We start from the raw sequence: 11,612 nt of genomic DNA, 5'->3' as shown, positions 1-11,612 counted from the left end.
AGGAGGGATTGGCTTTTTATGTTTCCCAGACAGAAAATGATGATTTAGTCGCCTTTAATCGTTTCCGTAATACTGATTTAATGGGGGGTTATATTTATGCAGGAGAGGCGGAAAGTGAGGCAATTCGATCGAACTATCCCCAGTTTATTGATGAAGGTGTCGCTTTTTATGCCTACGGTGCAGGTTCACAAATGGCGGATAGTGTTACTCGTTTTCAAAGTAGTGGGGGAGGTGCATATCTTTATACGGCACAACCAGAAACTGAAAATGTAATTACTAATTATGCCAATAGTTTTAACCTTGAAGGAATCGCCTTTGAGGCTTTATTAGCCTAGTTTCTATATTATTTTGTAGTAAGGGCTTTAGCCCTTATTTTCTTTATCTTTTAATTATTTTAATCCCTAGTTATAAATAGAAAATTAGTAAGTTCTAAAGAGAGAATTAGAGATATTTTTATTCTATTAATTTAAAATTATTATAGCATTTATCAAGACTTAAAGGTATTTTCTTGAGTCAGTATTCTTAAGTAAGTAAGGTTAATGTTTATAAAGATTGTTAAGATTTGCAAAGAATAAATATTCTTTGAACCTCACTTATATATAGAAATAAAGTCGATCGAACGAAGAAAAAATTAATGACAAATAAAGACATTTTCTGCTTATAATATATGTTGAAAATTATAAATAGATTATCAATATATCGATAGTAATATATAATTTTTTTTCTATCATTATCAATCCTTGAAAAGGAGTGTCAAACCATGTCGATCGATCTTGCATCCAGTAAGTCTGCTCTTGTTACCGATTCCCTTGGGGTAAGCCATATTGTCTGGATAGATAATGGTTATATTTGGCACTCCGTCTATGATAATAATTCGGAAACTTGGAAGAATGGAGAGACGATCGCATTTACGGGGACTGAACCTGTTACCAGTCTAAATCTCGTAGCGAATGAAAACCTGATTGATGGACAGAATCCGGGGTTAGCTGTAGTTTGGCAACAGGGAAATTTGAATGATAGTGATTTTTATTACACTGCCGCCCAATATGATCAAAACTTAGATTTACAGTGGTTAAATACTCCTCAAGCCTTAACCTCTGATCAAGTCGGGGATTTAGAACCCACTGTCACCGTTAACAGTAGTGGCGAAGTGATTGTTATTGGTTCAAAGGTTGATTTTGACAATGTGTCTAATCTCAGCATTCAAGAAGATGCAGATTTTTATTCTCAAACATTTAGTATTAGCAGTACTCAATTCTCTACAAATACCACTACTATAACTCCTAATGCCTCCTATTCCCCCCAATTAATTAATAATGGGTTAGTCAATACAGGTGTTTTTGCTAGTGCCAACCAAAATACCAATCAAGCAGTACAGTTTGCCACAGAATCAGAAGGTTTTGGTGTTAGTAGCGAAACAGAGCAACCAGAGCAAGAGCCTATAGGCTCATGGAATGCAGAGGTATTTTTTGCCAGTAAATTGTTAAAAGATTGGGAATTGATGCACAGTGTGCCTAAAAGTGGTTTTCTTCGATCGATCATCACTCCTTTCATGGAACATTGGGAGCTTGTCGGTACATTATCAGGAGGTACAACTCTCCCTTTTGGGCAAGAAGAACTATCAATTTTTCTACAAACAAAGGCACAATTAGAATGGGAAAGTCCTAAAGAAATAAAAAGTCCATGGAAAAATACTCCCGTTTCTGAACAAACCGTTGATTATCAAAACAGTGATCTATTTGGTAATTTATTCGCAGATGACACAAATATACCAGTAGTAACAAAAAAATACGAGGAAAAAGTCCCATTACCTTTGGTTTTGATCTTGATTCTGTTTATAAATTTTCTAACTCTTCCCCTTATGATTTGTCCAGTATTGAGGATAATCTCAGCTTAACCGCATCGGTGAAATTCCCTATTATTCCCGCAGAAGAAACCGCCGGATTTTTTACCTTAGATGCGACGGGGAGTTTAGGGATCAACTTTAATCTTTCGGCTCAACCAAGCACTCAAGGGGGTAGTTATTCTCCTCAAACTTTAGGGGCAGCTCTAGCTATTTTGGGCGCAACGGCATTTGGTGAGATTGCTACCTTAGGTAAAGCTATATCTATGGGAGATGAAGAAGCACAAGCGGGAATTATCGCCGCCGACATAGCCATTAATGTGGCGGAAACTTTCGCCGCTTTTATCAATGGTGCTACCGAAGGACTGGATATGTCCGGTACGATCGGCTTTCCAGTTATGGGTACTGGAATAGTCGGAAAATTTCAAATTCCCTTTTTGCCTATAATTAGTGCGGAGATAAATGGAGGAATTAATACTTCTTTTAATTGGGGTATTGGCAATACAGATAACAGTATTGCTTTGACTTTTCCCATTGGTTTTGGAGTGAAAGTAGGACCCATCGGAGTCGGATTTAATTTCAATCCGGGTTGGACTTGGGATGTATTTGACGGTAACAAAAACTCCAGTAGTTCTAGCATTTCATCTGAAGTTCAAAGTTCTGCTTCTTTAGCACAAACAACTTCTGGCACTACCGCTAGTTTCGCAGGTTCTTTAATTACAGTGGATTTTGGCACGAATTTAAAAGAACTCCCCTCCCCTAGTGATTTTAGCGTCACTATGACGGATATTAATGGCAATCCCACTAATATTCCCGTTTTTAACGTGGTAGGAGGATCGAGTTCTAATTTAGTAGTTGTACAGTTAGAAAGTGTCATTCCTACTTCAGAAAATTTTGATTACAGTAATTCTGACAATCCCACTCCCACCAGTAACAATGTTTCTCTCAGTTTTACGAATAATGAAGGAATCACCGATACTAATGGTAATTCGATCGAACCTTTTACCATTGACAATATTACAAACAATACTCCTAACTCCATTGCCTATCAATACAACCCCACCAGTGGTAACAGTCAAAATTATATCAATCCCACTCTCCTTCTCGCTTTTAACACTCCTTTAGATACTAATGTTAATCCTGATCTCGATCGCTTCTCTGTCACCTCAAACAACACAGCTTTATCTATTACCAATGCTCAAGTAACTAGCAACGGAGTCTTATTAACCCTTGACTCATCGGTGACGAATCAGTCTTTACAGAATGTCTCTATTAGTTATAACGATAGCAGTTCTTTGGGCAATAACCCTTTAAAAGATAGTAATGGAGGTTCGATCGAATCCTTTACGATCCAAAACGGTATATCCACCCAAGTTTCTCAGTCCTTTGTTGGCATTGCCAATAATAATTCTAATGTTACATTATCTAACACAGTAACAGATTATAGTGTCACTGTTACTAATAGCGATGGTACAACGGTTAATAATGTCATAGTGCAAAGTGTTTCTCTGACAGGAGAAAATGCAGTATTAACTCTCAGTAATAATGTATCACCTGATCAAACTGTTAGTATCTTTTATCAAAATCAAAATATCACCAATTCCTTAGTCACAGGCATTACTCCCCCCGCCGTCTCTACTCAAGCGCTCATGGCTAATATTGAAGCAGATTTAGGGCAAGATAGTACTCCTGTCATTATTTCAGGTGGTTCATCTCCTTTATTAGCTTGGGTTGCGGATGTTCCCCCTTTAGAGGCGATCGCAGGTTTTGTTAATGGTAAAATCATCACTCTCAATTTTATCGATGAATTAGGCAATGGCACGGATGCACCTAATACCAATCAATTTACCGTCACCGATAGTGATAATAATAGCTATACCGTAGGCAATGTAAGTGTTTCGGGTAATAGTCTGACTTTAACCCTTAATACGGCAGTTACAGCAGATACTGAATTAAATATTAGTTATAATCTCTCCACTCCCACCGCTAACCATACTAATCTTTTCCTCAAAAATTCCTTTACGAATACAACCCTCTGGATTAATGAATTTAGTGATTTTGCGTTAACTAACACCATCGCAAATACTAATCCTCCTGTGATTTTGGGAGCAGGTGCGATCGTTGAAAACACTACCAGTAATCAAATTACTCTCGTTTTTGACCAAAATTTAATCAATCAGGGTGTTACTAATAGCGATTTTATTGTCGAAAGTAATGGACAAGTATTTTCGATCGAACCGAACATCACCATTAACGCCAATAATACGGTTATTTTATCAGTACAACCCCCAGAAGGTGCAAATCTCATCGGTAATGGAGACATTGTTACTGTCAGTTATACAGGGGATTCTTTGTCTAGCAGTAACGGTAATGTAGCCAATTTTACCAATCAAACCGTTATCACTTCTCCTTCCACCCCCACCACCGTCATTAAATACGCCTTACTAAATTCTAATGATACTAACCTCGTTAGCAATATTAGCAGTATTCCGGGGACTGGAGGATTTAACTTTAATCCCGTAGGTGCTTATGACTCCACTAATAACATTACAGTATTGGTGTGGTCAAATGCCAATAGTAGCGACATCAACACTAACCTTGTGTCAGGAGAGTTTTACACCGACGATAACGCCAGTTTAATTAATGAAAGTTTCAATCAATCCGATGTTTACTACTCCATTTATAACCCTTCAAGCAAAACATGGAGTCTAGCTTCTTCCATCGCACAACAACAAGGCTCAGAAGGCAAAATCGTCATCGGCGAATGGATTAATAATCAACTAATGACGGCATGGATTAACTATAACAACGGTGAATCCACTATTTATTGGTCAAGTCTGACTTATAATAATGGCGTGGCTACTTGGAGTACTCCTGCAATTCTCTACGCAGACGCAAATCCCGATCCCCTAACGGAGTTAAGTATCGTCACCATTGACGGTAAACCAACGGTTTTGTGGACTGAAACTCAAGCTACATCCTATAGTCAATTAACCCAAGAAGAATCTCCTCTCCTTTACTATCGTTTAGCAGAAACCAGTGGCACAACCCTCGTTAATGAAGGTATTTACGGAGCAGGTGGTAATGGTACTTATAGCGGTTCGATAACATTTAACGAAGTGGGTGCATTAGAAAACACTACCACGAATCAGGGGGATGCGAACCCTGCGGTATTCTTCAATTCTGGTAATAGTGCCACTTCTTCAACCATTCCTCTATCTGGTACTTCTTTCAGTCTCGAATTTTGGTTTAAAGTTCCCTCTTTACCCTCAAATACCCTAAATTTGGTTTCTGCTAATGGATTAATAAGTATCACGTTAAACAACAGTGGTTTATCTTTAAGTATTAATAACATTCCATTAAACTCTGATGGATTTACCCCCACGGCTAACCAATGGCATTATGTGGTAGCGACTTTTAACGGTGAAAGCAACACAGCAAATTTATACGTTAATAATCAAAATGTTGGCAGTTTAGACAATGTGGATTTAACTATCCCTAGCAGTACCAGTTTAACCCTTGCAGGTTCTTCTAATGGTAGTGTTTATTTAGATGAAGTGGCTTTCTATCGTCAAGCCTTAACCTATAATGACACCCCCAACATCTCCGATTTTGCTAATTTAACCCCCTCTCAAATTACTCAACTTCTATTCAATACCAGTCAAATAAGTAATAAATATAACTCTCAATATATCGCACCCTTGCCCCCCGGACCTAATACTAATTATGTAACTTATGAGAATGGTCAATGGGGTATTCCTAGCACGATCGATCCTACCTATAAACCCATCGCTACTCAATTATCAGACGCTAATAAAGTCCAATGGGATGTGACTTCCTATACCACCGCTAACAGTAGTGGCTACGTTAATCCTAACGGCAATCCTGATATTTTCTTATCCTTAAACTTGGGTAATCAGGTGACAGGTAATAAAATCAGTTCGATCGAAGTAACAGCTAATAACATAACATGGAGTGTAGGTAATACTAATGGTTATCAATTAGCAGTAGTGCAAGGAGATAAACTACTTAATCCTGTTAACCCTAACGGCAGTTTTAACTATACCATTCTGAGTCCGAATGTGGACTTAGATTTATTTCTCGATGCAGGAAGTAATAGTTTCCCTACTGGTACAACTTTTAATGTCACTATCAATTACAGTAACGGAAGTACTACCACTCAAACATTACAAGCAGGAGATGTCACCAGTGAACCCACAAGCATTAATTTTAATCAAGTATTAGGTATCGCCACCGTTACCGAAGCCAATGATTCCTCTCTTGCCTTAATCGATAGTGGTTTTATCATCAATACCAATAACCCTAGTATCGGTTACTCGATCATCTCGGCTGATTTTAACAACGATGGTAAATCAGATGTCGCCGTAGGAAATCGAGGCTATACCAACACATCAGGTACAGTATCAGGGCAAGGTACAATCCAAATTCTTTTTGGCGGAGGTGCAGTCTTATCTAACAGTGAAACTAATCCCCTTACCGCTAACGATTTAAGTGGTAATCCTAATGGTGTGTTGATTACTGGCTTAAGTGATACAGGACAAGCCAACGGCGATTTTCCTTTCAGTATGGCGACGGGGGATGTCAATGGTGATGGTTATGAGGATTTAGTTATTGGTGATCCTAATGCTAACCAAGTTTATGTTATCTACGGTTCTAATAATCTAGCAGGAAAAACCATTAATGTCACCAATTTGGGTAGTCAAGGTTATGTTATTAATGCTCCCACTTCTAACATTGGCTTTGGTTATTCCGTAGCGGTGGGTAACTTTAACAGTAATGCCCAATCTACTGGGACTTATGCCAGTGGTACTAAATTTGATATTGCCATCGGCGCCCCGGGTGCTAATAATGGTAATGGAGCGGTTTATGTTGCCTTTGATGGTAGTTCTACCCTTTCCACTATCTACAATTCTCAACAAGATGGAGAGTTAGCAGGTTATAGCCTTGCAGTTTCTAGTCGTACAGCTAAAGCTATTACTTTTACTGGCAATAAAAATTCTGATGATTTAATCATAGGAGCGATCGGCTATCAAGGTACAGTTACTAATAAATGGAATGGTTTAAGTGGACTTCCTAGTAGTGCCAATAATAACCCCAACGGACAATCTTACCCCTCCACCTCGATCGCCGAAATTGGTGCTGTCTATGTTTATCAAAGTAATAGTACTGAAACTTTAACGGAATATGTGAGCTATACGGGTTCAAATTTACCCTCTAGCAACGGTACAGCTAATAATGGCAACTTGGGAAGTGCTTTAAATAGTAGTGACTTAGATGGAGATGGAATCAACGATTTAGCCATTTCTGCCCCCGGAGACGCTAATAACAAAGGAGCAATATATGTTCTCAAAGGTGGAATTAGTAAAAATACAACCCCTCAAAATATCACCAGTGTAGCTAACCTAGGCATTGTAGGAGGGCTTTCCTTTAGTCAAACAGGCGCAATTATTACCTCTCCCGGAGATGTCAATAACGATGGTTATGCTGACTTTTTGATTACTGCACCTCAAGGCGCAAACGGTACAGGGCAAGGTTATGTGCTTTTTGGACCTCTTAACCTGAGTGACATTGGTACTATTTTTGACCTCAACGTTACCGCTAATGATAGTAAAAAGACTTTCTTACTCAATGGAGATCAACCTTATCAGTTAGTCGGTTCGGGTGCAAGTGGCATTGGGGATGTCAATGGTGATGGGGTGGACGATTTAATGATTAGTGCTACCAATGCAGGACAGTTATACACTATTTTTGGTCATCCTTGGTTAGCGGACGATGGTAGTATCAAACTAGCAGATATTTCTGCAAATAATGGTTTTGTCATTGATGGTGATCTTTATCAGGGTTCTAGTAATCAAACTCTCACGGGTAATGGTAATAATGTGGTGATGTTAGGGGATGTAAATGGTGATGGTTTTGCTGATGTGCTTTCGGGAGGAAGCGAAAAAGGCGGAGTGTTGATTTTTGGCAATAGTACCAAAAATCTGGTGGATGCGGCGGTAGGAACAGACGACATAGTTATTACCGTATCCAACCAAACTGTTAATAAGTTTGTGGCGTTGGGAGATATTAACGGTGATGGTTTACAAGACTTAGGGGTAATTGACAATAACAATAACTTCTATGTGCAGTTAGGCTCTCCCAGTTTATCCCCTACGGGAAGCACTATTAGTCTAAGCACCGTGGCTAAAACTTCTATTGTTAATGCGTTAGGGGTAGGAGACTATAACGGCGATGGCTATGATGATTTGTTATTGACATCCTCTAATGGGGGGCAATCCCTTTACTTGGGTAATAGTCTTGGTGCATTGAGTCGTTCAGAAACCTTTAACGGGGGCAGTAACAGCGTCTTTAACGGTATCGGCGATGTGAATGGGGATGGGTTTAGCGACATCGGTGGTGGCTCTCCTACTAGCAATCAAGTCAGTCCTTTTTATCCCATCGCTAATGGGCAAGGAACTGTTTATTTAGGTAACTCAGGAGCTAATTCTAATTCGGGTATTCCCCTCCTCCCCCCCACCGCAGGTGTCAGCGCTCCTTTACAGACCGACTCTTTATCCTGGTTTACGAAGACTAATTTCAATCCGCCACAGTCAACAAAATTTAACGGAGCACCGTCCTTGGCTGTGTACAATGATTATCTCTACATGGGATATACGGGGGTAAGTAATTCCAGTAATAACGGGTCTCCTTTTGTGCAACGGAGTGCTGATGGGTTTAATTGGGAAGGGTTAACTAATTTTCAAAACTCCATTGGTCAAGCTAGTACTGGCTTTACATTAGAAGTCTTTAAAGACACCCTATATGCGGCTTATGTTAATACCAGTGGAGAATTGATCATTACCTATGCAACTCCTAGTAGCAACGCTTTAGGCTTACAATTTAGTTCTAGTCAAAACTACTATACGAATCAGTACGTTAGCTACGTCAGTCCCGCCTTGGCGGTGTTCAAAGATAATCTTTATGTGTTTTATGCCACAGGTAATGAGTATAGCAGTTCGTTTGGATATTATTCCAGTTCGGACGGAAAAACATGGACTCATGTTAACTCTATTGCTATTACTAACGGCTTCTTACCCCTAGGTGCGTCCTTCGCCGTTACGACGGATGAAAATAATTTGTATCTCAGTTATGCCACTGGTACTGGTTCTAGTACTTCAAATAGTTTAACCTTTGCGACCTTTAACGGTTCATCTTGGAAATCTAGTCCCATTGAACAAAAACCCCTTCGGGGTAGCGGTTTGCTATCTGTGAGTGATACTTTGTATAATTTTTACTTACCATCGTCTGGGGATGTGAATGTCATCACCTCCACCGATCAGGGTAGCAACTGGAGTGAGCCTAGTCTGCTTCAAGACGTATCAAATCAATACTGGTTAACCTATCCCAATCCGGTATATTACCAAGAAAATATTTATCTCGGTTATGGGATTCAATCTAGTGAGAATGGAAACGTTCAGGTTGCCTATGGTATCTCTAATCCTATTTATCAGTCTAATCAAACTCAGCAATTCGGGCAACAACTTGAGAATATTGGGGACTTTAATGGTGATGGTATTGACGATTTTGCCGTCCTAGCACCCGGCTTTTTCTCGAATGTGAGTATTTGGAATTGGAATAATAACCTCCTGGAAAATAACAAAGGGGCAGTATTAATCTACTACGGCTCCACCGACGGCTTTAATAGCGAATCCACCCCAGATGTTGTCTTGGGCACTCCTGCCCCGACTTCTGCCTCCAATGTAGCCAATAACCAAGCTCTGCTGTTAACTCAAATGGCTTCGGCAGGGGATATTAATGGCGATGGTTACGATGATCTGATTATCGCTTCCCCTAGTACGGCACTCAATAGCGAAAACACAAAGGATGGGGAAGTTTTCGTCGTCTTTGGTGGGAAGAATTGGGGTAATACCTATTCCGCAAAGAATGCCTTTGACTTAAACAGTTTAAGCAACAATCAATCTAATGCCAACACTAATAACTCTAATCAAAATGGCTTTTTAATTACTGGTTTACCTGCATCTCAGGCAGGAATTTCCCTAGCAGGAGGGGAAGATGTTAACGGTGATGGATTTAGTGATTTTATCATTGGTGCTCCGGGGGATAATGATAACCTCAGTTATGTTATTTTTGGTAGTGACTTTAATAAAACCGTCACCCAAACAGGTACGATCGGAAATGATGTCATGATTGGCACAGCAACAGGGGAAAGTTTCATCGGTGGTGAAGGCAATGATCAAATTTATACCAATGGCGGTATTGACGTAGTTTATGCAGGTACGGGTGACGACTTTGTTACCGTCAATGATACCTATTTCCGCCGTTTAGACGGTGGTGCTGGTACAGATGTTTTAAGATTTGAAGGTTATAACGGGCAAGATTGGAATTTAACTACCCTCTCCCCCGGTAGTCGTTTACGCAACTTTGAAATTTTAGTCACGGAAGGTTATGGCGCTAATACCTTAACTCTCAATTCCTTAACCGTTACCCAACTTTCACCCACCAATACTATCACCGTGGTAATGGATAAAAATGATACCCTTAATCTCAGTGCTGATTTTAGTCTTAACGGTACAGTACATCAATATAACCAGAAGTTCGATCGATATACCTCCAATACTTCCTCTGCTACCGTATTGCTTAATCGCATCGTAGAAACAGGCACAACTAATCTCATTACTGTTACGAAAAATGCTTCTTCTACCAACAGCCCAACATCGAACTTAACTTCAGAAGTCGCTTCTGTTAATGCAGAAATCATGACTTCCTTTAGTACCGATGAGTCAGGTAATGAAACCGCTCAAAGTTTTGCTAGTTCAGTATTTAGTGCCACACAAAGTGATCCTAATGCTCCTACTCGTCTCTCGGTGTCTAATCCCACTGCTAACGAAGCCGATGGAGAAGTCTCATTTACCATCCAACGCACGGGAGATTTAGATAAGTATGTGCAAGTGCATTACATCACCCAAGATGGACGAGGAAAGGCTGGAAGTCATTATCAGTCTGTGTTAGGGAGAACAGTATTTAAACCGGGGGAAACCACTAAAACCGTTTCTGTACCTTTAATTTTAGATGATGTTTATACTGGTACAAGGGATTTAGGCTTACTCGTCACCCTCGAAGAAGAAAGTCACACCCTTCTCGATGATGAATTTCATCTCTATATTGATTCCACTAATGGACAAATTCGCAACTGGAATCATATTAAAGGGGAAAAACCAAATAGTGTTATGGGAGGTGAATTAGAATTTCGAGTTACTACCACCGATGGTAAAGCTCAAATGAAACTTTATTTTGAAGGCAACTCAGACTTTAATAATTACTATATCTTCAATAATGACACTCAGAAATTTGAAGGCTTTAAGGGTGCAAGATTTTTTGATGAAACAGGAGATGGTAAATATGAAGGAGCGATTTTAAATTTCCAAGATGGTAGTAAATATGATGTGGATGGTGCAGAAAATGGCATATTTTTACAACGGGGATTTTTTGCCGATGGAGAAGCACCCGAAATTATCCTTGATACTGCCATGTATCGTTTCCGTAGTCTGCAAACCGAAGGTGCTTATTTATACGTTGGTGCGGAAGAAAAAGAATCTGTATTAGCTAACTATAGCAATAATTTTGTCAAGGAGGGATTGGCTTTTTATGTTTCCCAGACAGAAAATGATGATTTAGTCGCCTTTAATCGTTTCCGTAATACTGATTTAATGGGGGGTTATATTTATGCAGGAGAGGCGGAAAGTGAGGC

Annotated in this window: 2 protein-coding genes and 1 pseudogene; all 3 read left to right on the top strand. The window is 39.6% G+C overall.

Annotated features, from left to right (window positions below):
* Window positions 1-335: pseudogene (locus ACN4EE_RS19710) on the top strand (peptidylprolyl isomerase); the annotation flags it as partial.
* A 425-nt stretch (window positions 336-760) separates the two neighbouring features.
* The gene (locus ACN4EE_RS19705; RefSeq protein WP_431708202.1) at window positions 761-1,897 is read left to right on the top strand and encodes a hypothetical protein; all 1,137 of its coding nucleotides are present in this window, start codon (window positions 761-763) and stop codon (window positions 1,895-1,897) included.
* On the top strand, window positions 1,867-11,612 hold a 9,746-nt coding region (locus tag ACN4EE_RS19700), incomplete at its 3' end, for a Calx-beta domain-containing protein (RefSeq protein ID WP_431708201.1). The genes ACN4EE_RS19705 and ACN4EE_RS19700, both read left to right, overlap by 31 nt.

It is taken from the genome of Geminocystis sp. CENA526 (genome assembly GCF_050753365.1).
GTDB lineage: Bacteria > Cyanobacteriota > Cyanobacteriia > Cyanobacteriales > Cyanobacteriaceae > Geminocystis.
This window is presented reverse-complemented; position numbering and strand designations above follow the sequence as displayed.

Bases quoted from the DNA above. Each gene is read 5' to 3' on its own strand.
- ACN4EE_RS19705 (WP_431708202.1), top strand. From the start codon at position 761: ATGTCGATCGATCTTGCATCCAGTAAGTCTGCTCTTGTTACCGATTCC.